The organism is Cryobacterium psychrophilum (genome assembly GCF_004365915.1).
GTDB classification, from domain to species: domain Bacteria; phylum Actinomycetota; class Actinomycetes; order Actinomycetales; family Microbacteriaceae; genus Cryobacterium; species Cryobacterium psychrophilum.
The window spans coordinates 2,715,544-2,741,872 of sequence record NZ_SODI01000001.1 but is presented as its reverse complement, the minus strand read 5'-3'; the positions used below and the strand labels follow the sequence as shown (position 1 = coordinate 2,741,872).

Annotated in this window: 27 protein-coding genes; 9 read left to right on the top strand and 18 right to left on the bottom strand. The window is 64.5% G+C overall.

Annotated features, from left to right (window positions below; genetic code table 11):
• Nucleotides 1-21: 21 nt before the first annotated feature.
• From EDD25_RS12830 to EDD25_RS12795, 8 genes are all read right to left on the bottom strand, one after another.
• Nucleotides 22-1,077: an NAD(P)/FAD-dependent oxidoreductase gene (locus EDD25_RS12830; protein ID WP_198418898.1), complete on the bottom strand. Its 1,056-nt coding sequence runs from the start codon at nucleotides 1,075-1,077 to the stop codon at nucleotides 22-24.
• Nucleotides 1,077-1,976, bottom strand: a complete 900-nt coding sequence (locus EDD25_RS12825) for an ornithine cyclodeaminase family protein (RefSeq protein WP_277871701.1) — start codon at nucleotides 1,974-1,976, stop codon at nucleotides 1,077-1,079. The genes EDD25_RS12830 and EDD25_RS12825 overlap by 1 nt, the downstream gene beginning before the upstream one ends.
• A gap of 121 nt (nucleotides 1,977-2,097) precedes the next feature.
• Complete coding sequence (locus EDD25_RS12820; protein ID WP_134173669.1) at nucleotides 2,098-2,943, bottom strand: substrate-binding periplasmic protein; 846 nt, start codon at nucleotides 2,941-2,943, stop codon at nucleotides 2,098-2,100.
• A gap of 51 nt (nucleotides 2,944-2,994) precedes the next feature.
• Nucleotides 2,995-3,660: an amino acid ABC transporter permease gene (locus tag EDD25_RS12815; RefSeq protein ID WP_134173667.1), complete on the bottom strand. Its 666-nt coding sequence runs from the start codon at nucleotides 3,658-3,660 to the stop codon at nucleotides 2,995-2,997.
• Entirely contained in the window at nucleotides 3,657-4,295 is a 639-nt protein-coding gene (locus tag EDD25_RS12810; RefSeq protein WP_134173665.1) for an amino acid ABC transporter permease, read from the bottom strand. Before EDD25_RS12810 ends, EDD25_RS12815 begins: the two co-directional genes overlap by 4 nt.
• A gap of 2 nt (nucleotides 4,296-4,297) precedes the next feature.
• Entirely contained in the window at nucleotides 4,298-5,038 is a 741-nt protein-coding gene (locus EDD25_RS12805; RefSeq protein ID WP_134175476.1) for an amino acid ABC transporter ATP-binding protein, read from the bottom strand.
• Between the two features lie 192 nt (nucleotides 5,039-5,230).
• A complete protein-coding gene (locus EDD25_RS12800) occupies nucleotides 5,231-5,914 on the bottom strand; it encodes a GntR family transcriptional regulator (protein ID WP_198418899.1) in 684 nt (227 codons plus the stop codon).
• Nucleotides 5,915-6,052: 138 nt separating this feature from the next.
• Nucleotides 6,053-7,879, bottom strand: a complete 1,827-nt coding sequence (locus EDD25_RS12795) for a sigma-54-dependent Fis family transcriptional regulator (RefSeq protein WP_134173661.1) — start codon at nucleotides 7,877-7,879, stop codon at nucleotides 6,053-6,055.
• A gap of 166 nt (nucleotides 7,880-8,045) precedes the next feature.
• Between EDD25_RS12795 and EDD25_RS12790 the strand changes: the two genes are divergently transcribed.
• From EDD25_RS12790 to EDD25_RS12770, 5 genes are all read left to right on the top strand, one after another.
• Nucleotides 8,046-9,908 (top strand): hydantoinase/oxoprolinase family protein, encoded by a 1,863-nt coding sequence (locus EDD25_RS12790; protein WP_134173659.1) that lies wholly within the window; start codon nucleotides 8,046-8,048, stop codon nucleotides 9,906-9,908.
• Between the two features lie 44 nt (nucleotides 9,909-9,952).
• Entirely contained in the window at nucleotides 9,953-10,420 is a 468-nt protein-coding gene (locus tag EDD25_RS12785; RefSeq protein ID WP_134173657.1) for an acetone carboxylase subunit gamma, read from the top strand.
• Nucleotides 10,421-10,422: 2 nt separating this feature from the next.
• Nucleotides 10,423-12,549 (top strand): hydantoinase/oxoprolinase family protein, encoded by a 2,127-nt coding sequence (locus EDD25_RS12780; RefSeq protein WP_134173655.1) that lies wholly within the window; start codon nucleotides 10,423-10,425, stop codon nucleotides 12,547-12,549.
• 64 nt (nucleotides 12,550-12,613) lie between these two features.
• Nucleotides 12,614-14,959: a hydantoinase B/oxoprolinase family protein gene (locus EDD25_RS12775; protein WP_134173653.1), complete on the top strand. Its 2,346-nt coding sequence runs from the start codon at nucleotides 12,614-12,616 to the stop codon at nucleotides 14,957-14,959.
• 97 nt (nucleotides 14,960-15,056) lie between these two features.
• On the top strand, nucleotides 15,057-15,866 hold the full coding sequence (locus EDD25_RS12770) for a hypothetical protein (RefSeq protein WP_134173651.1): 810 nt from the start codon (nucleotides 15,057-15,059) through the stop codon (nucleotides 15,864-15,866).
• A 108-nt stretch (nucleotides 15,867-15,974) separates the two neighbouring features.
• Here the strand turns inward: EDD25_RS12770 and EDD25_RS12765 are convergent, their stop codons facing one another.
• The 6 genes from EDD25_RS12765 to fadE16 all read right to left on the bottom strand — a co-directional run bounded on the left by EDD25_RS12765 (nucleotide 15,975) and on the right by fadE16 (nucleotide 20,559).
• The gene (locus EDD25_RS12765; protein ID WP_134173649.1) at nucleotides 15,975-16,544 is read right to left on the bottom strand and encodes an HhH-GPD-type base excision DNA repair protein; all 570 of its coding nucleotides are present in this window, start codon (nucleotides 16,542-16,544) and stop codon (nucleotides 15,975-15,977) included.
• 85 nt (nucleotides 16,545-16,629) lie between these two features.
• Nucleotides 16,630-17,025 (bottom strand): Rv1678 family membrane protein, encoded by a 396-nt coding sequence (locus EDD25_RS12760; protein ID WP_134173647.1) that lies wholly within the window; start codon nucleotides 17,023-17,025, stop codon nucleotides 16,630-16,632.
• A complete protein-coding gene (locus EDD25_RS12755) occupies nucleotides 17,022-17,555 on the bottom strand; it encodes a DoxX family protein (RefSeq protein WP_198418900.1) in 534 nt (177 codons plus the stop codon). Before EDD25_RS12755 ends, EDD25_RS12760 begins: the two co-directional genes overlap by 4 nt.
• Before the next feature lie 43 nt (nucleotides 17,556-17,598).
• Nucleotides 17,599-18,579: an Rv1681 family radical SAM protein gene (locus EDD25_RS12750; protein ID WP_208325247.1), complete on the bottom strand. Its 981-nt coding sequence runs from the start codon at nucleotides 18,577-18,579 to the stop codon at nucleotides 17,599-17,601.
• A gap of 11 nt (nucleotides 18,580-18,590) precedes the next feature.
• Nucleotides 18,591-19,415 (bottom strand): Rv1680 family SBP-like protein, encoded by an 825-nt coding sequence (locus EDD25_RS12745; RefSeq protein ID WP_134173641.1) that lies wholly within the window; start codon nucleotides 19,413-19,415, stop codon nucleotides 18,591-18,593.
• Between the two features lie 7 nt (nucleotides 19,416-19,422).
• Nucleotides 19,423-20,559: an Rv1679 family acyl-CoA dehydrogenase gene (fadE16, locus tag EDD25_RS12740; protein ID WP_134173640.1), complete on the bottom strand. Its 1,137-nt coding sequence runs from the start codon at nucleotides 20,557-20,559 to the stop codon at nucleotides 19,423-19,425.
• Between the two features lie 258 nt (nucleotides 20,560-20,817).
• Here fadE16 and EDD25_RS12735 point away from each other — a divergent pair, with 258 nt between their 5' ends.
• Nucleotides 20,818-21,087 (top strand): carbonic anhydrase, encoded by a 270-nt coding sequence (locus tag EDD25_RS12735; protein ID WP_208325246.1) that lies wholly within the window; start codon nucleotides 20,818-20,820, stop codon nucleotides 21,085-21,087.
• 742 nt (nucleotides 21,088-21,829) lie between these two features.
• Nucleotides 21,830-22,444, top strand: coding sequence for a hypothetical protein (locus EDD25_RS12730; RefSeq protein ID WP_134173638.1), 615 nt, complete (start codon nucleotides 21,830-21,832; stop codon nucleotides 22,442-22,444).
• Between the two features lie 20 nt (nucleotides 22,445-22,464).
• Here EDD25_RS12730 and EDD25_RS12725 read toward each other — a convergent pair whose 3' ends face one another.
• The 4 genes from EDD25_RS12725 to EDD25_RS12710 form a co-directional block, all read right to left on the bottom strand.
• Nucleotides 22,465-22,791 (bottom strand): type II toxin-antitoxin system PemK/MazF family toxin, encoded by a 327-nt coding sequence (locus EDD25_RS12725; protein ID WP_134173636.1) that lies wholly within the window; start codon nucleotides 22,789-22,791, stop codon nucleotides 22,465-22,467.
• Entirely contained in the window at nucleotides 22,788-22,991 is a 204-nt protein-coding gene (locus EDD25_RS12720; RefSeq protein ID WP_134173634.1) for an antitoxin MazE family protein, read from the bottom strand. The genes EDD25_RS12725 and EDD25_RS12720 overlap by 4 nt, the downstream gene beginning before the upstream one ends.
• A gap of 665 nt (nucleotides 22,992-23,656) precedes the next feature.
• On the bottom strand, nucleotides 23,657-24,016 hold the full coding sequence (locus EDD25_RS12715) for a cupin domain-containing protein (RefSeq protein WP_134173632.1): 360 nt from the start codon (nucleotides 24,014-24,016) through the stop codon (nucleotides 23,657-23,659).
• 120 nt (nucleotides 24,017-24,136) lie between these two features.
• Nucleotides 24,137-24,904 (bottom strand): maleylpyruvate isomerase family mycothiol-dependent enzyme, encoded by a 768-nt coding sequence (locus EDD25_RS12710; protein WP_134173630.1) that lies wholly within the window; start codon nucleotides 24,902-24,904, stop codon nucleotides 24,137-24,139.
• Nucleotides 24,905-25,014: 110 nt separating this feature from the next.
• Between EDD25_RS12710 and EDD25_RS12705 the strand changes: the two genes are divergently transcribed.
• Both EDD25_RS12705 and EDD25_RS12700 read left to right on the top strand, forming a co-directional pair.
• Nucleotides 25,015-25,647, top strand: a complete 633-nt coding sequence (locus tag EDD25_RS12705) for a PadR family transcriptional regulator (protein ID WP_134173628.1) — start codon at nucleotides 25,015-25,017, stop codon at nucleotides 25,645-25,647.
• Nucleotides 25,648-25,667: 20 nt separating this feature from the next.
• Nucleotides 25,668-26,297, top strand: a complete 630-nt coding sequence (locus EDD25_RS12700) for a hypothetical protein (protein WP_134173626.1) — start codon at nucleotides 25,668-25,670, stop codon at nucleotides 26,295-26,297.
• Nucleotides 26,298-26,329 lie beyond the last annotated feature (32 nt).

Sequence of the window (26,329 nt, the reverse complement as noted above, 5' to 3'; positions counted from 1 at the left end):
CACGGGCGGGTAACCGTCGATCTACGGGGTGTAAATAGGCTTCGCCGGATATCCCCCGGCAGGCGGGCCTGCCTCTGCACGAACCAAACGCACCACCTCATCGGCGCAGCCCCAGCTCATCGTGACGCCGGCGCCGCCGTGGCCGTAACAGGTGACTACCGTTCGCCCGGCCTGCTGTGCGGTCTCCACACGCGTTGCGGATCGAAATGGGCGCAGGCCCACCTTGGCGTTCAGCACCTCGGCATCTTCGAGGGCGGGAACAAGCGCGCGGGCGCGCCGAAGAATGGCCTCCGTGGTCGCGGGGTCCTCCTCGGTGTTCCAGGACCCGGACTCGGTGGTTCCACCGCAAATCACATCCTCCCCGCGGGGAAAAATGTACAGCATTCCGTGCGGGTTCTCGTCGTCGAGGATCCAGTCGGTGAGGCCCGGATTGCTCAGTCGAACGACCTGCCCACGAATGGGCGTCATCTCCTCGTCAGCCATCAGCTCGGCTGACCCCAGACCGGCCGCGACCACGATGCAGTCGCTGTCGGGGGCGAACCCGTGCAGCGTCTGCACGCGCTCCCGCACGAAACGGATGCCGGCGGCGCGGCACTGCTCCTGCAGCCAGGGCAGGTAGAGGGGCATCTTCACGAACGGCATGGTGCACACGGTTCCCGCCGCCGCCCCGCCGAGCAACTCGTCCGGGCGGGCATCGCGGGAGTCTTCCAAGGCCGCGGTCCACCAATCCTGGTGCGGTTCGCTGCGGTACAGCGCAATGCCCTCGTTCATGGTGACCCCGGAGTCGGAATCAAGCGACAACGCCGCGAAGTACCCGAACGACTCACGAGACCAGCCGATGACCGCTGCCTTCGGGGCGGCCTCAAAGGGCAGCCAGAGCGCAGCGGACACCGCCGAGCAGGTGTCCTCCGACGCTTCCGCGGCGACGACCGTCACCGCGTACCCCGACCGGGCCAGCTGCAGGGCGCACGTGAGCCCGATCACGCCGCCGCCGATGACGGTCACGGTCGGTCCGGCGTCGTCGGCCCGCTCGAAGTCGACCGGGCCCCGTGAGCTCGCGCTCTTCGAATCCGGCACTATTGGTGGGCGGCGTCGCGGTGGGCGTGCAGCGCGCTGGCGATGATCAGGTCTTGCCAGCCCATGCCGACGCTCTTGAACAGGGCAGGGCCGGTGCGCGGGTCGGCACCATTGCAGGCCAGCTGCGACAGGGTGACCAGGTCCGCCGGGTCGATGCAGCCGTGCTCGATGCCGACGACCACGTCGCCGCCTTCGCGGAGCGCCGTGTCGATGTCTTCCACATAGACCCGGCTGCGCGCGGCCAGCGTGTCATCGGTCTCGCGGGAGGCCGGATCGTGCGAACCCATCGCCACGACGACCGCGTCGTCGCGCACCAGGGCGCCGTCAAAGAGCGGTTCGCTGGCGCTCGTGCAGCACACCACGATCTGCGCATCGGCAACATCATCGGCCGATCCGGCCGAGGCGGTGAAGCCTTCGGCCCGCAGCGTCGCGACGAGCTCCTCGGTCCGTTCGGCGGAGCGTCCGACGATCGTGACCCGAGTGAGTTCTCGCACGGCCGCCACGGCACGAACGTGGTAGAGGGTCTGGGGGCCGGTCCCGAAGACAAGCAGGGTGGAGGCATCCGTGGCGGCCAGCAGGTCGACCGCGAGGGCCGAAACGGCCGGAGTGCGCAGCAGGGTGAGGGCGATGCCGTCGATCAGCGCGACGGGGCGCAGCGTTTTCGACTCGAACAGTAAGTAGTTTCCCTGAATGCGCGGCAGGTTCACGGCCGGGTTATCGGGAGCGACGGTGAGGATCTTCACGCCCGCATAGTCGCCGAACTCTCCCGGCATGATGAGAAAGCTTCCGCGGTCAAGTGGAATGTTGCCACGGGCCGGCGTTGCGTGCGGGTCGAGCCCGGCACGCAACGCCGTCGCCAGGGCGAGAACGGCATTCTTCATCGACAGGCCCTCGTGCACCTGATCAGGGGTGATAAGTGCGATCGGTGCGGGTGTTGTCGATGAGATAGTTTTCTTCCGTTCTCCGGTGTGGCGGTATTACTGAATACGGTATTGCTGAAGCGGCATTACTGCCGCGTCACTACTCGATCAGGCGCGGCTCGCCGACCTTTTCAGCGGATGCCGGCAGGCCGTGGGCTTCCAGGATGTCGACCATGCCGCCCGAGGCGTGCAGGTCCTCGATCGTGGCGTCGAGGGCGATGCCCATGTCGGTGTTGTCCTGGGTGTACGGGAAGCCGGTCTGGGCAGCCTCAACGGTGGCGAGAACGCGCTCGTCGGGGGCCACGGTGGTTACCTGGTAGTCCGTGTCACCGAAGTTGTAGAGCGACGTGCCGAAGGCATCCACGCCCACGTTGATGCGTCCGGCTTCGATGTCCTGCTTCAGCTCCACACTCGACGGGTAGACCTGCAGGTCAGAATCGAGCAGGGTGCGCAGGTCATCGACCCAGAGGTAGCCCTCGACCGTTCCGACCTTCTGCCCGACCAGACCTTCGACCGTGGTGATGCCGGTCTCCGAGATGACGCTGAATTCGTCGAGGTAGTTCGGGGCCGTGAAGTTCACAATTTCGGAGCGAGCCGCCGTGCGGTACCAGTCGCCGATGGTGAGGTCGATGCGCTTGCTCTCGACAGCGGGGACCGCGGCGCTGTACGTGACGGGAACGTAGTCCACGGTGAGACAGTTGGCGTCGGCGAAGGCCGAGACGATGTCCACGTCCACGCCGGTCGCGTCGCCATTGTCGGTGTAGCTGAACGGCGGAATTTCGGTCAGTCCCACGGTGAGCGTGCCGGACTCGATGGTGGAAAAGACGTAATCAGGGGTGCAATCGTCGGCGACGTTTGTGGGCTCGGCGGCGCTGCATGCTGCGAGGGTGGCGACAAGTCCGGTCACGAGTGCGACTCCGGCAAAACTACGACCTAAGTTGTTCATGTGAATCTCCTAATGCATGCTGTTGATTTGGTGCTGGGGTAAGTAATGGGGTCACCGCGCATAGCTGAGATGCCGGGACATTCTTTTCTCGGTGCTCACCACCAGCCAGGATGCCGGAATGGTGATCACGGCATACAGCAGGCCGGCAAGAACAAGCACGCTGAGGTAGTTGAACGTGGTGGAGCCGATCGAGTATGCCTGGCTCAGGAGCTCGGGCACCGCGATGGTGAAGGTGAGCGAGGTGGCCTGGAAGATGAGGATGCTGAATCCCATCAGTGCGGGCAGGGCGATCCGCAGACCTTGCGGGATCACAACGAAACGCAAGGTATCCCGCGGGGAAACGCCGAGCGTCTTGCAGGCTTCGACCTCACCCGGGGGAACGGCTTGCAGCCCGGCGCGCAGAATCTCACTCGTGAATGCCGCCGTGGTCAGCGCCAGGGCTGAACAGGCCGCCACGAATGACGTGAGGGTGATACCCACGCTGGGCAGACCGAAGTAGAAAAGCTGCAGTACGACCAGGGCCGGTGCGCCGCGCCCGATTTCGACGATCACGACCGAAATGGTGCGCGCAACCCGGTTTTGGCTTGCGGCCATCACGGCCAGTCCCAGGCCAACCGGCAGCCCCACGATCAGGCTGACAGCGGTGATGCGCACGCTGAGCCACAGGCCATTGGCCAGAGCGGGAAACCACTCAATCCAGTCCGCGATGACACTCATCGAGATACCTTCTTTCTCAGGCTGGCGTCAAGACGCCGCGCCAGCAGTGCCAGCGGAACGCTCAGAGCGAGGTAGATGGCGGCGGCGAGCAGATACACGGTGAGGCCGCCGGCATTGGACCGCGCGTCCTGGGTCGTGAAGAAAACGATTTCCGTGACGCCGATGGTGGAGGCGATCGACGAGTCTTTCAGCAGGCTGATGGCGTAGCTCGTCATCGACGGAACCGATACCCGGAAGGCCTGCGGGCCGATGATATGGCCGAATGTGGTCCAGCGATTGACACCGAGGGCGTTTCCGGCCTCCCACTGGCCCATGTCGACCGCGGAGATGCCTCCGCGGTAGATTTCGGCAAAGTAGGCCGCGGAGATGAGGCCGAGGCCCACGATCGCGGCCATCGTGGAATTGAAGCGGAAGGCTCCGATACTCACGCCGAAGTAGATGATGAACAGCCACACGATCGCGGGGATGCCCCGGATCAAATCGACGAGCCCGCGCGAGACAATCCGCACCACGAAGTTTTTGGCCCTGAGGCCGACGACGAGGGGTACCCCGAGCACCGCTCCAATTGAGACGGCGGCGACCGTGATCAGCAGGGTCATCGGCACGCCGAGGAGCACTGCTTGCAGGTGTTGCACGCCTACCGACCCAGCACGGCGCGCAGGAACAGCTTGGTGCGCTCGTGTTCGGGATGAGAGAGAATCTTGCCGGGGTCGCCCTGTTCGATGATCTTGCCGTCGGCCATCACGATGAGGTTGTCCGACACATCCTTGGCGAAATTGGTCTCGTGGGTCACCACGATCATGGTCATGCCCTCGTCGGCGAGTTCCCGCATGACCGCGAGTACTTCGAGGCCGACCTCGGGGTCAAGCGCTGAGGTCGGCTCATCGAACAGCATCACCTCGGGGTCCATCGCCAAGGCGCGGGCGATGGCGATGCGCTGCTGCTGGCCGCCGGAGCAGCGGGCCGGGTAGGCGTCGGCGAAATCAGCCAGCCCGACACGGTCGAGGAGCAGCCGGGATCGTTCCTCGGCCTCCTTGCGGCTGCGCTTGAGTACCCGTTCCTGGGCAAACGAGACGTTGCGCAGCACATTCATGTGCGGGAAGAGGTTGAAGTGCTGAAAAACCATGCCGGCCTTGCGGCGCAGTTGCTCACCTTCTTTGTTGGTGGCAGTGGACCCGGCCTTGATGGTCTTGTCCCCGATGGTGATCTCGCCCTTGTCGGGGAGTTCCAGCAGGTTGATGCAGCGCAACAGTGTGCTCTTGCCGGCGCCACTGGGACCGATGATGGCCGTGACTTCACCCACGGCGACATCGAGGTCGATATCGCTGAAGACGACTTTGTCACCGTAGCTCTTGGAGACACCCCTGAGGCTCACCATCTGCTTAGGCAGATTCGATTCAGGCACACATCTCCCTTGATCTTGCGAAAGCGACCATCTTCTGGCCGCTGCTTGAGCTAAACGGTACAATTTCACATTGCAAACAGCAACGCGAGGCGGTATTGGTTATCAAACCGAGACACTCCGACTCCTGCCCGAAGTGCTGAATCAAGCGCCCCGTTCGGGGGGGGATCAGATTTCTTCGAGTCCGGCCCACACGCCCCTGATGTGGCCGAAATGGCGTTCCATCAGTATTTTTGCGCCCACGGCGTCGCGGACTTCGAGCAGGTCGAGCAGCTCGGTATGTTCTTGAGCGGTGGCGATCAGCTCGCCGGACTCTGCCAACGGTCCGAGGCCGTAGAGGCGTGACAGGTTGCGCAGGCGTCGCACCTCTTCCACAAGCTGGTGGTTGCCGGCCACGGCCAGAATCTGCAGGTGAAACGCGCTGTCCGCGCGAATGAACTCGCGAATATCGCCGGAAATCGCGGTGCTGTTGAGTTGCCGAGCCAGCGGGCGCAGCGCCGCCACCTGTTCCGGCGTAATCAGGGCGGCGACCTTGCCGATCGTGGGCACCTCGATCAGCGCCCGCAGCTCGGTGAGGTCGTCGAGATCCCGGTCGAGCAGCTGATTGACCAAGAATCCCTTGTTGCGAACCGCCTCCACGAGCCCCTCCCGGGCCAGGTCGATCATGGCCTCGCGCACCGGGGTGGCCGATACCCCGAGCATGTCCGCCAGGTTCGGAGCCGAGTAGATTCGACCCGGCTGCATTTTTCCGGCGATGAGCGACTCCCGGAGGGCGTCGGTCACGCGTGCCCGCAGGCTGGCCGGCTGGGCCAGGACCTGCAGCCCCGGTTGGGCGTCGAGCGAAAACGTCATGGTCACCATGATGTCTCATACACCGACAATCCGACGCTCAGCACCGAAAAGTTACCCCGTCTCCCCACACGACGGGTGGGTGATGCACCACAACGAGCGCAGCCGCTCGACGACGAACCACCCGGACTGTCCTGATGATCAGGCCGCATCGATGCCAAAGGTCTTCAGCTTGCGATACAGGGACGACCGGGCGATTCCGAGTGCTTCCGCGGTGCGTACCCGGTTGCCGTCGGCATCGCGAAGGGCCCTGATAATAAGGTCGCGCTCGCCCGCCTCCATGGGCGAGAGCAGCCGCCTGGCCCCGGTGTGGCAGTAGCCGGGAAGGTCTTCCGGCTGGATCTCGCCGACGGGCCGTTTGAGAAGAGCCGCCTCAAGTGCTTCTTCTAGTTGGCGAATATTTCGTGGCCACGTGTAGCGAGAGAGTACGCGCATGGCCCCCGGGCTGAGACTCACATGCCGCGGACCGGCGAGATTGGCGAGCACGCGGGTGGCGATGACGGGAAGGTCGTCGAGTCGGTGGCGGAGCGGGGCCACCGTCACGGATGCCTCGAACCTCGCCAGCAGGCGGGTGAACGGCAGCGCCGGGTCGAGATCCGTTCCGCTCATCGTCGCCGCGATGCTGAGTGGACGCTCGCTCGCCGCCAACAGAACGAGGAAACGATCGAGGTCGTCGACGGCCGGTTCCGTCAGCTGGTCAATGTTCGTGAACACGAACAGCATGGGCTCGGTGCCGGACGGCAGGTCCTCGGACGGCGCGGGAACGCTCAGCCCGGTCGACGCGTAGACCCTGGTTCGCCCGGTCGGAACGACACGATGGAAAAGGTCGACCAGCACGGAGAGCTTGCCGCTCCCCGCCTCACCCCCCACGATTAGACTCCGGCGCTGCTGCAGCGCATCGACGATGCCGGTATAGGTGCGTTTGGCGAGCAGCGAACGGTCAACGTCATCGGCCGGGGCGATCGGACCGGCGACCGGCGTGATCGCACCAGTGGCCGCCGCCGGGAGCACGAACGGCACCCGCGCCGCCTCGCTCTCAATATCAACGAGCAGCACGATTCCGGCCAGATTATCGCCTGTCCCTACCCGTGTGCCGCGGAGATTCACGACCTTCCCGCTGGTCAGCTCGATCTGGTCAATGGGCTGGCCCCGGCGGGTGAGCAGGTAACGGGCGTGTTCGTGGATCGCCCATTGTTCGGCCGGCTCGAAAAGGCTCTGGGCAATGGCATTTCCCATGACCATGGTGCCACCGACGGCCATGACGGCACCACGCGTGCGGGCATCCGCTCGAACGTAGGCCTCGAAGAGAGCCTGCTGGCGCTGGCTGCGGTCAACGAGAAGGTTCCGCTCGATTTCGTGCGCGGCCGATTGCACGACGGAACGCATGAGGGGGCTTGAGTCCTCGCTCAGGCAACTGATGTCGAGCACGCCCTCCACTCGCCCGGTGAGCGGGTCCCGGATCGGGCTGCCGGCGCAGGCGAACGACTGAAGATTCTCGTTGAAATGCTCCGGGCCCACGATGTACAGGGATTGGCCGGACTCCAGCACGGTACCGATTCCGTTCGTGCCCACGACGCCCTCGGCATAGTTGAACCCGGGGGCAAGGGACACCTGGTCGAGCAGGGTGCCGATCGTCCTGTTGGTTTCCGAGCGGCTCAGAATTCTCGCCCGGGCATCGGTGAGTACGATACTCAGCGGCATCTGGGCCATGTCGTCGCTGAGCCGGGCGATCACGGGTTTGGAGCAACGCATGAGTCGACTCGTGAGGTCGAGGTCATCGTGAAAGACCGCCTGCGCGGTGGCGGCGTTGACTCCGGCCGAGAATGACCGCTGCCATGATGCGGCCACGATCCCCGCGACCACGTCGGGTACCGGCGCGGTGCGCGCGTGTGCCCCCGTGCCATCGAATCGCAGAAAATCGGCGCGGGCAGCCGCAATCCGTCGTCGCCGAGCGGCCGTTTCGGGCATATCTACTCCTTTGTGGACTCTATAAGCATGCCCCCTGAACCAACGGCAGCGCTATACGGACGGTGTCCCAATGTGGGACACGCCGCCTCTTCACAGGTGCGGCACGCTGGTGTTTGTGGCCCCCACGAGGGCCCCGGCCATTCCACACCAACGCAAAGGAGCGCTCATGGAACGTTTGATCAACATCGACAATGGCGGAACACTCACCGACATCGTGGTGGGAAGCGGAACGGATTTCACGTTCACGAAAACTCTCACAACCCCGGTCGACCTCTCTCAATGCCTCTTCGACGCCATGACAAAGGCCTCGACCCAGCTGTTCGACGAACCCAACCTCGCCGACCTGCTTCACTCCACCCGGCACATCCGCTACTCATCGACGCAGGGCACCAACGCACTCGTCGAGCGCAAGGGGCCGCTCATCGGCCTCATCACCGACGACCAGAACCTCGCTGCGACACTTCGCGGCGCGGAGGAGAAGCTCGGTCTCTTCGATGACCTCATCGGCAATCGAATTGCCGTGGTTGCGGCCGACGAGGCCCCCGAGCAACTCGCGAGGGACCTGGTGTCCGAGATCAACCGACTCACGACGGCCGGCGCTGAGCGTCTCGTCGTCGCGGCCACGAGCCTCGAGCGCGAGCACCTGTACAAGCGCACCATGCTCAAGAACTTTCCCCGGCACCTGCTCGGCTCGGTTCCTATCCTGTTCTCGCGGGAGTTCGCATCCGACACGAACCGCTCACGACAGATCTGGTCGGGCATCCTCAACTCCTTCCTGCACCCCACGGTTGAGCGTTTTCTCTACAGCGCCGAGCACCGCCTGCGCGCCTACAAGGTGAAGAACCCCCTGCTGATCTACCGCAACGACGGTGCCTCTTCGCGGGTCGCCAAGTCGGTGGCACTCAAGACCTATTCCTCTGGGCCGAGAGGCGGCCTCGAAGGCACCCGCGCACTCGCCGAGGCCTACGGCCTGAAGAACGTGCTCATGATCGATGTCGGCGGCACCACCACCGACGTCGGATCTGTCGAGGATTCCACCATCTCCGTGGACCGTCGCGGTTCGATCCAGGGCGTCGGTATCTCGTACGAGATGAGCAACGTGCACTCGTTCGGCGTCGGCGGAAGCTCCATCATCACCGTGCACGACGGCGTGATCACCGTGGGCCCCGAGAGTGTCGGCGCGGCTCCCGGACCGGCCTGTTTCGGTTTCGGCGGCACCCAGGCCACCATCACCGATGTCAACCTGCTGCTCGGCGTGCTCGACCCCGAGACGTACTTGAACGGCGAGTTGGCGCTGGACGCCGAACGGTCCCGTGCCGTGATCACCAAAACGGTGGCCGTCCCCCTCGGCATCACCCTGGAGGAGGCACTCATCCGCATGGAGGCAACGTACTCCAGCCAGCTCGCCGAGGCCTTCGCCAAGCTGCTCAAGCCGGGCCCGGAGACCACCATCGCCGCCTTCGGTGGCGGTGGCCCCATGAGTGCGTGCGCCGCGGCCCGCAGCGTGGGCGTGAGCCACGTGCTCGTACCCCGCCTGGCGGCTGTGTTCTCCGCCTACGGAATCAGTTTCTCGGACATCGCCCAGTCGTACGAGATCGACGTCACCGGGTTCACGCCGGCGGAGATCGAGACGGCGAAGGCCGCGATGCTTCTCGATGCGTCCCGGGACATGTTCCAGGAGGGGCACGATATCGACGACTGCGAACTCGAGTGGACTGATCTGCTCGAAGATGGCAGTGAGATCCTCTCGCTCAAGGCCATCTTCCGTCTGCCGCACCCGGTCCTTGAGGGCGGCTCCCCCGCCGCAACGACGCCGGCCGTGGTCAACGGAACCCGCCAGGTGCGGTCCTCCGCCTCGCAGGTCGACACGGTGTCGGTGTACCAGCTCGACGAGCAGCAGCCGGGCGCCGCGGCATCCGGACCAGCCATCGTGGAAGGTCCCTTCTTCACCGCCCGCGTTCCCCTCGGCTGGAACCTCACGGTCTCCAACGCCGGTGACCTGTTGCTGACCGACAACATCCACTCTTAATCCCCGCATTACACACCTGCGTTTACCAAGGAAGGTAAAACACAATGCGCGTTCCCATGACGGAATACCTCTTTATTGATCTCGACACCGAACGCTGGATCTGCCGCGTCTGCGCCCACGATTTCGGCGACGCCCGCGGCAACTACAAAGAGGGAACCCTGGTCTACGACCGGGACCCCCGGGAGATCCACCCGCCGGTCATCGACCCGGAGAAGTACGAATTCACGTTCTCCCCCGACCCCACGTTCTGCCGCATCCTGGAGTTCTACTGCCCCACCTGCGGCACCCAGATCGAGGCCGAGTACCTCCCGCCGGGACACCCTCCCACCGTCGACATGCTCTGGGACATCGATTCCCTGCGCGAAAAGTGGGAGGCCCACGGTGGCAACCCGGAAGAGGTCGTCAACTATGGCCCCGGCGAGAACGCTGTCACCGACCTGAGCGCCCGATTCGACTCCGTCGGCGGCCACTCGCACGGCCCACGCACCACCGACACCATGGGAGCGAACTGACCATGAAGCGAATATCTGTCGACATCGGCGGCACGTTCAGCGACTGCTTCTTCGTCTGGGACGACGTCTACATCGAGTCGAAGGCGCTCACGACGCACCACAACCTGGCCCTCGGATTCAACGAGGCCCTCGACCGCGCCTGTGACCGCGCGGGAATCTCCCGCGAAACCGCGCTCAAGGAAGTCGACTCGGTGCGCTACGCGACGACGCTCGGCACGAACGCGCTCATCGAGGGCAAGGGCCCCCGCGTGGCCGCAATCGTCACCCACGGCTTCGAAGACACGATCCCGCTGTCTCGAGGACGCGGTTACGGCGAAGGACTCGACGGCGTCAAGCAGGGCGACATGCCCGATGCCCAACGACCAGAGCCGCTCGTTCCCCGCCGGCTCATCCGCTCGGTGAAGGAGCGCATCGACTCGGTGGGCGAGGTGCTTGTACCGATCATGTACGACGACGTGCGCACCCAGGTGCGAGAGCTCGTGAACAACGGCGCCGAGGCGATCGTGATCGCCCTCACCAATGCCACCGAGAATTCGGTGCACGAGGACCGCATTCTCGAGATCATCCTCGACGAGTACCCCCCGCACGAACTCGGGTCGATCCCGGTGCTCCTCAGCAGCCAGGTGTCTGGGCGCAAGGGTGAGTATGTGCGGGCCATGGCAACGATCGTCGATGCGTTCCTGCACGAGACCATGTTCTACGCACTCAACCAGCTCTCCAATAACCTTCGGGACTCCGGCTACGAGAAGCCCATGCTGGTGATTCACAACTCGGGCGGCATGGCCCAGCCCAACTCAACGGATGCCCTGCAGACGATTCATTCCGGACCGATCGCCGGCGTCGGCGCGGCCCAGCACCTGTCGGAGTCCACCGGCCTCGGCGACGTTGTCTCGATGGACATGGGCGGTACCTCGTTCGACATCGGGCTTGTCCCGGAGGGCGGCGTGCGGCACTACGACTTCCAGCCCACGATCGGACGCTGGATGGTGTCGGCGCCGATGATCCACCTCAACACGCTCGGAGCCGGTGGCGGGTCGATCGCAACCTACAACCGCATCCACCACGCTATTCAGATCGGCCCGGAGTCCGCCGGTTCCGACCCGGGTCCGGCCTGCTACGACCGCGGTGGTTTGCAGCCCACGGTCACCGACGCCGACCTCGTTCTCGGATACCTCGACCCCGACAACTACGCGAACGGCCACATCAAGCTCAATAAGAAACGTTCGCTGTACGTCATCGATGAGACGCTTTCCGACGAGCTGGACCTCGATGCGGTTGAAGTCGCCAAGGTCATCAAGAAGACCGTGGACGAGCAAATGGCGATCGGCATCGAGAAGGAGCTGCGTTCGCGCGGCGGCCTGATCGAGGACTACACGATGCTCGCCTACGGCGGCAATGGTCCCCTGCACGCGTGCGGGATCGCGGCGAGCGCCGGCATCAGCCGTATCCTGTTCCCGCCGTTCGCCTCGGTGTTCTCGGCGCTCGGCGCCGGCAACATGCAACCGCTCCACATCCACGAGCGCAGCGCCTACGTGGTGCTCTACGAGGCCATCAAGCGCAGTCTGTACAACCAGTACGACGCACTGAACGGCTACATCGCGGAGCTTGAGGAGAAGGGCGCCGAGGATCTCGTTCGTCAGGGTTACGACCGGGCCGACGTACGCTACCGCCTTGAGATGGACATGCGGTACGGAAATCAGCTCGTCACGACCGCCGTGGCATTCGACATCAACCGGGTCAACGGCGTCGCCGACGTGCTGCACCTCATCAGGACCTTCTCCGAGATCTTCGGTGAGCGCTACGGCGAGGGCACCCAGGCACCCGAGGCGGGCATCCGTGTGCAAACGATTCGAGTGGCATCGTTCATTGAGGGCGAAGTCATTGAGTTCGAGTCGATTCAGGTCGGCGGAGAGAAGACGAAGCCCGTTCCCGTGACGCGCCGCCAGGTGCACTTCACGAGCATCAACGGAGCCGTCGACACTCCCGTGTATGACGCCGACGCGTTGAAGCACTCGTTCGTCATCCACGGACCGGCAATCGTCACGACCGAGAACACTACATACCTCGTTGAGCCGGGCTGGCGCCTCGAGCCGACCGTGCAGGGGGCCGTGTGGTTGCTCAGCGATTAGGAACAGCAACCCTTCCGACCGTCACCACGTTTCCAGAACACGCAAGCAAAGGAGCTTGAGAACAATGACACTGACAACAGACGTATTCGTCCCGGCCGGCAACGACGGAGACACCAGCAAGACCAACCCCCAGGAACTCACCAACCAGGAACAGCAGTGGGTCGACAAGTTCATGGACGAGACGACACTCTTCCTCGGACCGGACCCGGCCATCATGCGCCACCACGAGATCATGCCCCGCACGGCCTATGAAGAGGAATGCATCAGCCAGGGCATTGACCCGCTCGAGATCGACCGTATTCGCAAGCGCCTCGCCGGCGCCCTGGACGAGGCCTTCGAAATGTGCGAGAGCATGGGCGCCGCCCCCGGAGCCAAATGGGCAGACCTGTCCTGCGCCGTGTACACGGCAGAGGGCGATGTGACGTATCTCTCCAACCGCGGTGTCATCGCCTTCTCCGCCGTGCTGCACCACCCCATCCGGTACATCATGAAGAACTGGAAGGACGAGCCCACCGTCGGCATCAACGAGGGCGACGGCTTCTTCCACAACGATTCCCGTTTCGGCATGGTGCACAACACTGACCAGTCGATGCTCGTACCCGTCATCCGCGGCGGGATCATCATCGCCTGGGTGGGCGCCACCATCCACGAAGGCGAGAATGGCGCCTGCGAGCCCGGCGGCATGCCGTCCGGCTCTGAGACGCCATTCGATGACGGGCTGCGCGCCTCACCGATCAAGATCGTGGAGAAGGGGCACCTGCGCCGCGACCTGCTCACCTTCCTGCAGCACTCCACCCGCGACCCGAAGCTCATGCTCGCCGACATCAAGGTGAAGATGGGCGCCGTCAAGCGCATCATGGACACCGTCGACCGCCTGATCGATGAGGTCGGCCAGGAGACGTTCGTGGCCTCGCTGCGGGTGACCGTGGAAGACGTGGAGACCGAGGTGCGCCGGCGCATCGGTGAGCTGCCGGACGGCACAGTCACGTTCAACCAGTTCATGGACTCCACCCTCAAAGAGAACATCCTGATCAAGTTCGCCTGCAAGATCACCATCAAGGGCGAACGCATGATTGTGGATCTCACCGGCACCGGCCCGGAGATCCTGAACCGGGCCATCAACTCTCCGCTCGCATCGACGAAGTCCTTCATGGCCCAGGCGATCCTGTCGTACTGGTGGCCCGACCTGCCGCGCAGCACTGGCGCGCTGTCACCGATCGAGATCATCACCGAGGAACACAGCTGGGCAGATGCGGGCTACGACGCTCCGGTCGGCCAGTCGTTGCAGGCATCCTTCCGCGGCTTTTCGGCCCTTCAAACGGCCTTCGCGAAGATGCAGTTCTCCTCTCCCCAGAAGTACTCGAACGTCGTTGCCCCCTGGTTCAATCAGATCAACGACTTCCTCTGGGGCGGCACGACACAGAACGGCGAACAGGTGGGCAACCTGTGCGCCGACCTCAACGGCATGGGCGGCGGCGCGAAGGCGTTCCGCGACGGTGAAAACGCCGTGGCCCCGCTGTTCTGCGCCATGGCTGACATCGGCGAGCAGGAGGTCATGGAAGAGGAGGTTCCGTTCCTGCAGCTGGTGAGCAAGCGCTTGGTGCGGGACAACCAGGGCTTTGGCAAGTTCCGCGGCGGCATGGGCTACGAGATGATCGTCGCCTCGCGCGGGACTCCGAGCTGGGGGTTCATGACCGTCACCAGCGGCTCGAAGTTTTCGTCGGTTCCCGGCATGTTCGGAGGCTACGGCTGCCCCGTGTACCCGCTTGCGACGGTCAAGGGCATCAACATCTACGACATCATCCAGAAGGATCCGTCACAGTTCGACCTGTCCATGGAACGCGTCATGAATGAGCAGCCCTTTGAGGGCGGCGACTACCAGTCCGCGCACATGGGACTGCAGTTCGACGTGGCCAAGGAGGGCGAGCTGTACATGATCGCCCAGGGCGCGGGCGGTGGCTACGGTGATGTCCTCGAACGCGACCCAGAGCTCGTGGTGACCGACCTCGAACTCGACCGCATCTCGGCCCACACGGCCACGACGATGTATGGCGTGGTCTGGGAACCCGAGACCTACGTGGTGCACGAGCAGGCCACCATCGAGCTTCGGGCCGAGATGCGTCAGGCTCGCATCAGCCGCGGCACGCCCTACAAGGAATTCGTGAAGGAATTCGTGAAGGAAGAGCCGCCGACGGACCTGCTCTACTTCGGGTCCTGGGGCCAGGACAACGACGAGGAACTGCTCGCCACTCACTGGGGCGGACTCGAGCCCGAGCGAATCAAGGGCAAGATCGAGGATCTGCCGCTCATCATGGTTCCCGACCGCCGGGTGCTGAAGATCAGCAAGCTCGAGGCCCGCGTACGCGAGCTTGAAGAGAAATATGGCGAGGTGGTCGAGCACAAGTCCTGACCGGCCCGCCAATCCCCCACCAGCCGGGGAGCACGCCATCGACGAAATACGGTGGCGTGCTCCCCGGCCCTCAGCTTTCGTCGATCAAGGAGACACCGTGACCACCTCGCTGACCAGCGTCATTGACCAGCCGCCGTCGGGACGCACGCGCGCCGTGCTGCTGGACAGCCATGACTATGCCCAGGCCGTGCTACTGCAAGGCAGACCGGTGCCCTGGCTTGAACCGATGGCCTACTCCAACTTCTTCGGGCAGGCGCAGGCGCTGGTGAAGTCCGACGTCGCCCTGCTCAGCCTCGACCGTTTGTACGACCATCACCTGAAAGGGAACCTCGATCTCCAATCGGCTATGAGCGCCAAGTCCCGAACCGGCTACGCCCTGCGCACGCTGCTGGCCGACTCCGCCCTGCTCTCCCAGGTGACGGAATTCGCCACCACGTTCAGCAAGACCCAACGTGCGCCCATTGTGCTGCAGATTCCCTCACCGATGCAGTGGCTGGCCCGCACACACCACTTTTCCGGCACGACAGATGTCTCCGGTCTCGACGCCGACAACGGTGAAAACGCCTCGATGTACGTGGCCGATTGGCTCCGCAGCTTCGCGGCCCTGCCCCTGGCGGGCGTGCTGCTCGACGACCGCACGCTGCCGGGCGCGCCAGACACGACCTTGGTGCCCCTGGAGACGTACTCGCCCATTGCCAACGTCACAGAGCACTACCAGTGGACGCTGGCCCTGCGCACCTCGTGCGGAATAGACGTGCACGGGGCATCCGCTTCGGGCGCCATCATCCGACCCGGCTTCTGGCTTGATAACGATCAGGTGCTACCGGACGGCGACTTTCTGCTCGGCGAGATCCCGTCCGGGGCGGTCCCGGAGGAGGTGCTCACGCGAATTCTGGCGTTGACCTGATCCGGCACCACGGCGGGTTCCCCAGCAACACGTACCAGTCGTCGGGTTACCGGTGGACAGGGTTTTCGCGGGTTGGGCTCGTTGTCCGTCAGGAAGCAGTGCGGTCGCCTACTGCTTCTTGGCTGCGGCCTTCGCCGCTCGCTTCGTCTCTCGAACGCGGCCCAGTGATTCCGCGTCCACGATGTCGGCAACGGAGCGAAAGCTTCCGTCCTCACCGTAGGCACCGGCCACCTCGCGCCACCCGGCCGCGGTGATCCCGAGGCGCTTGCCCAGCAGGGCCAGGAAGATCTTCGCCTTCTGTTCGCCAAAGCCCGGCAGCGCCCTCAGCCGGCGCAGGATCTCGGCACCGTCAGGGTCCCCGCGCGTCCACAGGGCGGTCGTGTCGCCGTCCCAGTCCCGCACGATGACGTCGGCGACCGCCTGCACGCGGCCCGCCATGGAGCCGGGATACCGGTGGACCGCCGGGGACACGCGGAAGACCTCCACGAAGGCATCCGGGTCAAAGCTCGCGATCGTCGCGGGGTCCAGAGTGCCGATTCGATCGTGAATCTTGGCAGGCCCACTGAAGGCGACCTCCATGGCGATCTGCTGGTCGAGCAGCATGCCCAGTAGAAGGGCGAACGGATCCTCGCTGAGCAGGGAATCGGCGGCCGGATCGCCGGTGAGGTGCAGTGTCATGGCCCCATTCTGCCACCCGCCCAGCACGTGCCGAGGAAGGCGGTCGAGCTGCGCCTCACGCGGAACTGGCGTGAGCCTGCGCACATCACTGTGTCGCAGGCATCGGCCGCGAGGTGCTCCAGATTGCGACAAACGCGGTGCCGAGCCCGACCATCAGCGCGGCGGCGTTGACCGACCCGGAGATGATACCGATCGTCTGCCCGTAGGTTACGAGCCGCACCAGGCCGGCGACGATCAAGATCGTGCCGGAAGCGAGAAGCAGCACCGGCACCCGCAGCGCGCAGCCCACCGCGGCCAGCGCCGCCAGACCGACAAGCAGAATCCCTTGCACCAGGTTGACCGACACGAACTGCAGCGGCGTGTAGTGCAGCAGCGCGAACAGCGAACTGAGCGCCGTGAAACCGGCGACGAGCAGGCCGCGGGCGCGCCAGCTCAGGGCGCGGGGAGCCCGTGTGAGCGCGGTGCCGATGGCGGCGTTCATGACAGCGCCATCGCGATCCGGGCCGGCCTGCCCGAGCGGAGCGACCAGCGAGGGCGAAGCAGCCCGTCGACCCCCGCGACGCGTCCGGCGGCGGTAGCCAGGATTACGAATTGGGCGGCGAACATCAGATAGTAGCTCCACTGCCACTCCGCTGGCGCGTTCAGCACCGAGAGCGTGATCGCGATCGTCTGCAGGATGCCGACGATTGCCCAGAAGCGCGTCAGCAGTCCGACCAGCAGGAACGCGCCGAGGCAGAACTCGGCGAGGAGCACCCCCCAGCCGAAGAGCGCGAAGTTCGGGAAGATGACGTTTTGCACCAGCCAGCTGAAGGGGGCCAGCACCGGGTGATCCACGGCGTAGGCGGTGTACTGGTATAGCCCGTTTTGCGCGGCCTGCCCGAAGTCGGGCGGGCGTTTCCAGTTCACGTTCTGCAGCCACATCAGCCCCACCGCGATCCGCACGGCCGCGAGCACCGCGCGCGTGGACCGGCCGGTCGCGATCGCGTTGACCTCCACCTCACTGGCGGTCACTGGTGTTCTGGTCCCTGTCATGGCGTTCTCATTCCATTCCCGTTCAGGCGCAGGCGAACATGGCTGACGCGGCCGTCGACGACGACCACTGTTGGGCAAAGAGGTCACTCACCCGGTCGAGGGAGGGGGCGAGCGGCAGGATCTGTCGGCTGACGAGGGCGTCCTCGTCGAGTGCCGCGACCGGATGCCAGTAGATGCCCTCAGCGGTCACGGTCACCTCGGGGATGAGCGACTCCCGCGAGAACGCGACCCCTTCGTCGGCGACCCCCTGGTGCGCGATCGGGCGGATAACCTGGTCGGCCCGCGGGATCCCGAGCCCGTCGAACAGGGTGTGCAGCTCGTCCAGGGCCGGGTCGTCGTGCGCCGAGATGGTCGCGGCGACCCGCACGGTGAAGCCCTCGTCGAGTGCAACCCGGATGCCGGCGAGCGCCCGCTTCCAGCTCCCGGCGCCGCGGTGTGAGTCGTGTACCTCGGCAGTCGGCGAGTCCACGCTGATCTGCAGAGCGAAGCCCGTGCGCGGCATTGCCTGCAGCTTGCGCAGTCCCTGGCCACGGAACAGCATCCCGTTGGTCAACAGCGTGGTCGGCAGCCGGTCGACGCACGCCCGCACGATCGCATCGATGTCGGGCAACAGGAACGGCTCGCCGCCGGTGAGATACAGCTCGCGCACGCCCCACGCTGCGGCTTCGGCGACAAGGGTCTCGATGGTCTCAATGCCCAGCAGTCGCGGATCGGTCCTCGGCGAGGACGCGACACAGCAGTAATCGCAGGCCAGGTTGCAGTGAAAGTTGGTGTACAACCAGAGTCGGGCTCCGGGCATCCGGTCCGCGGGGATCATCGAGGCCGGGTCGCGCGGTCGTCCGCGGCCCACGGTGACGTGGCCGGTGTCCTTCTCCACCATCACGGTGCTGACCACCGTATTGCCGGTCTTGGCGCACCACCGACGCACGAGGTCCAGTTCGCTCGCCGACGCCACCTTGAACTCGGCCGTGTCTCCCTCGGCCAGCTGTTCGACGATGCGCATCAGCGCCATGACTACCATCGGGAATCAACGCCCTGCTCCGCGATCGCCTCGAACAGGCCGGCGTAGCCGTCGAGGTGTGGCTCGACCCATTTGGTGAGCCCCTCCAATTCGAGGATGCGCCGGTGCGCGGGCACCTCCCAGTCCATGGCGAGCAGCTTCGCCACCCACGGAGCGCTCACCGACTCGGGAAGAGTGTCGAGGGTGGTGAACATGCAGTGCGAGTAGGTCTCGGTTTGCCAGACCTGTTCGAGCATCCCGGGCATCAGCTCACCGCGGCCGATGTTCTCCCAGACCGTGATGCCGATGGCGGCGACATCGGCATCACCGGCAAGAACCGCGTCGATCGCGTCCAGCTCACTGCGCCCGGTGTCACCATGCTTGCCGATGTCGCTGTCAAAACGCCGCAGCTGCATGTGGTCCACGTCCACCCCGGCCGCACGCAGGTAGTGCACGGGCAGGATAGCGGCGTGCGCCGAGTCCGCCGACCCGAGTGCCAGCCGCCGGGTCGCGATATCGCCGGGGCCGGACCAGCCGCTTCCCGCCGCCGCCACGAACACCGTCGAAAACGCGGCGTCGGTGTCGCGCATCGCGAGCGCCCGCACGTGCCCATCGGTCTGCATCACGGCGCGCGCGTAAGCAAGGTTGGTATTCCAGGCGATGTCGATCATTCCGGCCCGCAGAGCGTCGACCAGGCGGCCATAGTTGGAGAACAGCACGAAATCCATGGCCGTATCGGGTTCATCAAAGTAGTCGCGGATGCCCTCCCAGATGGGAACGACGTTCGGTGTGTAGGCGACCGCTCCGACGAGGAGAGGGGCTCCGCTGAGCTGAGACATGCGGCGCTCAGAACAGCGGAAGGCCGGTGAGGGCCTTGCCGTAGAAGTCGTAGAGCACGTCGGCCGTTGGTGCCATGACCGAGCCGGCACGCGCATCCCGGAAGGCCCGCTCGATCGGAAGATGCTTCGAGAAGGCCGCCCCACCGCAGACCCGCATCGCCGATTCGGTAATCGTCAGCGCGGCGTCGTTCGTCGAGGCCTTCACCCCGAGCACGAACAGCCCCGTGTCCTCGGCGGGGCTCGCCACCCGTTCCGCCGCCTGTGCCAGGTAGGCGCGCTGGGCGGCGAGCGCAATGCTCATTTTCGCCACCTGAGCACGGATTGTCGGCAACGCGGATAGCGCCTGATCCAGATGCTGCAACCGGGCACCGGTCACGTGGGTCGTCGCCGCATCCACCGCCGCCCGCGAGAGCCCGAGCGACACCGCCGAGTTGCCCAGGTTGAACCACGGCAGCACAGTGGCCATCATCGTGCCGAACCCGCTGCCCGCCTCGCCGATGCGATAGCCGGACGGAATCGTCACGGCCACCGACATCGGGCTTGACGCGTTGCCGCGCAGCCCCATCCCGCTCCACGGACCGGCGATCTCCAGCCCCGGTGTGGCAGAGGGGATCGCGTACATGTCGACGGTCTCGGGGTCGACTGCGCTCTTGGACGACATCACATAGACGTCGGCGTAGCCGGCCGAGGTCACCCAGCTCTTATCTGCGGTGAAGCGCAGGTCGTCGCCGTCGGCGACGGATTCCGACACGGGAGCCCAGAAGTGCGAGCGCGACCCTTTTTCACTGAAGGCGAGGGTGCCGAGTACCTCGCCCGACGCCATCCGCGACAGGAGGTCCGGCATCGCGGTGGGAGGGGCGGATGCCACTGTCACCGCCGCGGCGACGTGCATCAGGTAGATCATCGCGGTCGACCCGCAAGCCGCCGCGATGGAGCCGACCACCTCGATGAACTCGGCTGGACCGGCGCCCATGCCCCCGGCATCCTTGCTGATCACCAGCCCGAGCAGCCCGCTCGTGCGCAGCGCCTCGACTGCATCGATCGGGAAGGCGCCGTTGGTATCGACCTGTTCGGCGTGAGCGGCGGCCACTGCCGTCACCTGCGCGACAGCCTCGTCGAGCGTCGTCGTCTGCGTAATGGTCATGCGGTCTCCTAGCATCGTTGCTGAAGCGTCTCGCCACCACTGTCGCAGTGCCGACCCAGCCAGTATCCTCTATCGAGGTGTCAGGTCAAAGGGATGATTTTCCCGGTTTCCCCGACACTCATCGGCATCACTGGATTCCCTCGACCGTTTCCAGGGTGATGCCGTAAACATCCGCTGCCGTAACGGTCATCGCGACCGTCATAGCCACGCGGCTCTGGGACGATGCGTGACGGATCATATTGTCACCGGCACGATCGCGTGGCAGAGTCGCAAGCCCCGGACGCCCCTGACCACACGAAGATCATGACGTTCACCGATGACGAATTCAAGGAATCCGTCACGGCCGACACCGGAATACGGCCGTCCTGGGCCACGGAATCTTTCACCGATCCGGCCGTCGACGTGCTGCAGTCGATTAGGCGCATCAGGGCGAGCCCGTTCGTTCCGTTCCGGGACTCCTTACGCGGCTTCGTTTTCGACGTGGCGACGGGCCGACTCACGGAGGCACTGGAGCCCGCCTCCGCCTAACGGGGCCTTCCCGTTGCCCGCCGGCGATAGGCTTCGATGCATGACGAAACGACAGTCGGACGCCTGAGCGACGGGCGCGATGAACGATGTTGCACCGGCGGAATGGCGTTCCGCACCGCACAGGAGGACTCGTTCTCGGTTGATCGCCAGTGCACTGGGCTTCGCCGCCGCGGCCCTTGTCTTCGGATGCAGCGCCGCGCCGCAAGCGGCACCCACCCGGGCCCGACAGTAGCTGTCACTGCGACCCCGAGCGCCCCCGCAGCGAACGCCACGGCGGCTCCCATGCGACAAACCCTCGACGACCCGATGACCGGCCTCGAAGCCTGGACCGCGTGCGCCGCAGTGGCGCAGTGGCGCAGTGGGACTATGTCTCGCAGAACCCGGGATCATCGCCCGGTGCACAATCGACGGCACGCTCGGCAACCCCACCCTGGTGTCCTACTCCATGATTGACGTCCGAGTCGCATCATCCGACTGCCGAAGGCGACTACTCAGCCGAGCACGGCTGAAAGGTGGGGCGAGGGGTTTCGTACTCGCCGCCGCCTGACAGTCTCGTCGCGTAGCAGTGTCGACCGACCTATACGTTGAAGCGGAACTCCACCACGTTTCGTCACTAAGCAACGTGACGACAGGAGTCGGTTCGCCAGCGCACAGTCACGACCTCTGCAGCACGGTATCCTTCAGCCACGGCCCGTGAAATTGCGTCGATTCATCGTGGGCCCCACAAGGAGGCCGAGCCAGAATGAGCGACATTACGCTAGCGCGCACTCTCGTTCCGGATCGATATGCCAGTCTTCCCATGCTGCGATTGTTCCTTCCGCTCATCGATACCAACGATCGGGCGCGCCGGTGGTCCTCGTATCTGGAGGACGGAATCGAGCTGGCCGGCTCCACGGAGTGGTTCGAACTGTGGAATCGGCATAGGGAGTCCCATGGGGCAGTCGAGCCCGCCCCTGTGCCCGCGCGCGGACGTCTCGACCCGCTGACCGCACGCGCCTTGAAGGACGCACTCATGCTCCGGGCCTCGCCCGACACGGTCCTGCACTGTTTGTGCTGGGAGGGATATGCCGCTGTCCCCGCTGACCCAGGCGGTCCGACTGTTCATCATTTTGGACATGACTTCGTCCGCTGTGACCTCACGATTCGACAGATGCTCCATGAAGCGACAGCCGACCGAATCCCCGAGTTCGCCCACGACGACCTGGGGCACTTCGCCTGGGGCACCAACCTCTACCCCGACTCAGTGATTATCGCCGGTGCGGAGCCGATCTACCGTGCGCTCATCAATGACCCCCGGCTCGACACGGTGACGATCAGGAAAGAGTCGGACCTTCTGCCCGTGAGCTCCGGAGACTGAAGACCGCGCGCCTCCTCAGCTCAATCGGCCAGTCCGAGAAACACCATGATAAGGCGCTCCAGATCGACAAGCTGGGACGAGGACATCCTGCCGATCTTCTGCCCAAGGCTTGCTCGACGCACCGTGGTGATTTTGTCGACCATCACGAAGCTGGCTTCGTCGAGTCCGTTGAGCGTATCGGCGGGGATTGGCATCCGCAGAAGCGGAGCGGACACGCGGGTGGATGTCAACGGACACACAGTGACAGATTCTGTGCCGTCGAAGCGATCATCCTGCAGCACGACTGCCGGTCGCGGTTTTGACGCGTAAATGCCTCCTGCGACGGACCAAATCTCGCCTCTGATCATTCCTCCCACGGAGCCGAGACGGCTTCGACAAAGGACTGGTCATCGTTGGCGTGGTCGGCAAGAGCTACCGCGACAGACTCCCGATGCGCTTCTAGCGCGAAAGACTCAGAACGCACGTCGGGGACCCACACCTGAACCAGACGGAAGCCCTGCTCTCGCATCCGGTCCCGATGCGCACTGACTCTGTCCCGTACCGCCATGCAATAATGTTACATGTAACACTCGTGGCGCGCTAGAGGCGTGCACACGCAGAACTAGACATTGAATCTAAATTCCACCACATTCCGGCACAAAGCAACCTCAGAATCGCACTGCCGCTCGATCTAATCGCCGGGTCATGCGGCATCCATGACCTGCCGTCCGATCGTAGCCCCGAGCGCGCACAGCCTCTAGCCATGCGTCTATGCCTCCTTCACCGATGGGCTCGTCGACAAGTCCGATCATCGAGATGCGGAGGTTATCCAGACGTGAGACAACGTCGGCGACGAAGGCAAAGATCCGATCAAGCTCGACATCCTTCGTGATCGCGGCGGCCAGCGGGCTTCAGCACGTGTGAAAGCCCGGTCGATCTCATCGGCCCACGCGCGTGCCCGTTCACTTGTCGGCGAGTTCGAAGTTAGCGAATCTTCCGCCTCGACAAGGCATTCGGACGCCTTGGACCACCAGGTCGCAACTCGAGGGTCCACCTCCGCGAGCGCCATCTGCACGCTCGGGAGCTTGGGGGCTGTTCTGCCGTGAACCGTGGCTCGCACCGCGCTCTTCACAATCCCATTCGGCGTGCGCTCCAGAACTGGCGCAGCTCGGACTGCGGAGGGCCCCTCGTGTGCGAGGGCCGTGATGTGTTGGGGATCTCCACGTGCCCTTCCTACAGCTTGCCAACGACGTGGGTGAGCACTTGCGACATCTGGTCGTGAGGGCTGAACTCGACCATCCTGACCGCTTCCTCGACGACAATGGTGTGGCCTGAAGGCCAGTAGTAGATCTCGCCGGGACCTACGGCTTCTTCAGTGCCGTCCTCGTAGTTCACGCGGATTCTGCCTTCGATGAGGAACCCCCAGTGCGGGCATTGACAATGATCCCGCTCCAGACCCTCGAGCAGCGGCCCGAAGTCCAGGCCGGCCGGGTACTCCATGTACGCGCTGGTCATCCCACCCCAGTCCGTCCCTCGGATCATCTCGCCGGTGGCGTCGTGGGCGATCGGGAGGTCTTTGACTTTGCTTTTCATTTTCGTCGCTCCTTGCGGCTCTACAGTTGTCGTGGTGTCTATGGACTCAACTCGGTAATTCGCTTGGTGTTCCGCGGCGGACGCGGCGTCCTCATCGGTCCTCTCTCTTCTGGGGGTTGCTCACGACCAGCGGACCCGGTGGCCGTGGTGCCAGCTGTCGAGGAGGTCTTGGTTGCCTACGACCTCGATCGTGGAATCGTCGCCTCGGTTCCACAGGGCCAGGTACAGGTCCGATGCCGAGCCGATGAGAGTCACGTCGGAGGGACGCTCTTCTCCAGTGGTGGTGATTCCATTCGGGGCCATCGTGACGTACCACCGAGCGTCGGTGTCGTTCGTGTGAACCGCCATCGTTCCGGTACTTTCGATCGAGAACGTGCTACCTCGGGGAGCGAAGGCGCTGAGTATCTCGTCGATTCCATCGGCGGCGAACTCGGGATCGAAGCTCGCCTGGGTCTGGCCAGCGTGTTCGGCGTCGAAGCGGTGGACCGCGGTCTCGTGGGCTTGGCGTCGAGCCCACATCGCGAGCGGGGAAGGTGCGGGCAGGAAAGTACGACACTCGAGGTCGATTGGAGCTGACGTGAGCTCACGAACCAAGTTGACGTTGGTCTTGAGGTACCAGTCGATCAACTCGGTGTCGCTGGGCCAGAAGACTGCGAGATCAGGCCAATAGGCCGACAACTCGGAGAGGTCATCGACCCACATCTTCGCAGCGCGGTTCGCCACCTGCGCGGCAGCCCAGAGGTGGATTTCGGCGAGGTGCCGGACGAGGCCACGCATGTCCCACCCTGGACAGGAAGAGACCGGCGCATCCAGATCGGTGCGCCGAGCGGCGCCAGCGAAGAGTTGAGCTTCCAGCTCGAGAGCGGCGATGTGCCGGTCGGTTTCCATGTTGTTTTCCCATCCACAGGCATTCGGTGGCCGTTGAGGGACCGTTCGGGTCAAACCGGACTACTGCGATATGCGGCACATTCTACTGCATACTGCAGTAGAGTCAACGCATGCCGCCAAGATTGACTCCGTCCTCATATGCAGTCCTCGCCCTCCTGCATCTCAAACCCTGGACCGGCTACGAACTCACCCGCCAAGCCCAACGAAGCCTTCGCTACGCCTGGCCCAGGTCGGAGCGACTCCTCTACTCCGAACCCAAGAAACTCGTCGAACTCGGATACGCCACGGTCCACCAAGAGGACAGCGGCAACCGAACCCGCAACGTTTACACAATCACCGGAGAAGGCCGCCAAGCTCTCAACGAGTGGACGACCACACGCACCGAGCCGCCCCGTTTCGAGGTAGAGGCCTTGTTGAGGCTCCTCTTCGCCGACCACGGCTCACGCGAAGACGCGCTCAGAGCCCTTGACGAGTTCGAGGACGACATCGGCGCTCACCACCAGGCCATTGTCGAGCTCATGGGCTCCTACCTCGACGGCGGCCACCCGTTCCCACAACGGACACACCTCTCCGTGCTCTTCGCCACCTTCCAAATCGACATGTTCAAGACCATCGAGCGGTGGATCGAGTTCGCGCGAGCCGAAATCGATGAATGGCCAACCACCAAAGACCTCGGAATGACCCCACGGACCGAGACCCTCACACGGTTCCTCGCTGAAGATCACTCACCAGTGATCCCGTAGGTGGGCCAAGGGACCCGAGCGTGTGTATCCGGACTGCCCGGCACCAAGTGTGGGTCACCGTTGCGGCGGCCCCCGGGCCGAGGGCACCGACGTCGAGCCTGACGAGGTCGCGCGCTCCTGCACCGAAGACCAGCTCTGGAATCATCTCCCAGTCCACGTTCGACTATTTCCAGCCGCCGGACAAACTGGTTTCCGCGCTGTCGCTGGTGCTGGGAAGCGCGCCGACCGAAAGCACGTGGGGCGAGGACGACAAACACCGGGGAATCACGCACGCCTGGGGCGATTTCGCCCTGCTCAACTACGATCCAGTGGTGGGTGGGGAGAAACTGAACTGCCCGAATTCCTCGTTCTCAGTGGCAGCCGATGCAGTGAACGGTGTCCGGATCAGCACGGTTGATGGAATTGCAGTCGGCGACAACGCCGCCGAAATTGCGGCACGTTATCCCGACACCTCGTGGAGAAGCGCTCCGGGGGGCGAGCCTGCGGGCGAACCCGTCGAGCTCCACATCGGAGTCGGTCACGTTTCGCTTCCACCCTGCGAGGCAGCGAGAGGGAATTCGGACCGCACGTATTCGGTCCGGCTCGACGCACCTGACCCGCTCGGGCCGATCACAGAATTCTGGGTGCCCTCGGCGGACTGGGGCGCCTGAAGCCTCACCACGCACTGAAAAGGTGACGCTGA